This is a genomic window from Planktothrix serta PCC 8927, from assembly GCF_900010725.2.
Lineage (GTDB): Bacteria > Cyanobacteriota > Cyanobacteriia > Cyanobacteriales > Microcoleaceae > Planktothrix > Planktothrix serta.
Window position 1 is genome coordinate 1 of sequence record NZ_LR734956.1, and the last position, 278, is coordinate 278.

Sequence of the window (278 nt, forward strand, 5' to 3'; positions counted from 1 at the left end):
TTGTTATTGAATCAAGGTCAAGCTGCTGTTTATCGTCGTTATCCGTTTACTATTATCTTAAAGGAGTCAAAACCAGCACCAGAAATACAACTAATAACCCTCAAAATTGACCCCGGTTCAAAAACCACTGGAATTGCATTAGTTCAGGGAAATAAAGTAATTTGGGGTGCAGAATTAACCCATCGGGGTCAAACAATTAAAATGTCTTTGGAATCTCGACGTTCATTACGTCGTTCCCGAAGAAACCGTAAAACTCGCTATCGTCAGGCACGGTTTTT

General features: G+C 39.6%; 1 protein-coding gene. It reads left to right on the plus strand.

The features are described from left to right. On the plus strand, positions 1-278 hold a 278-nt coding region (locus PL8927_RS27805), incomplete at both ends, for an RRXRR domain-containing protein (protein WP_197047601.1).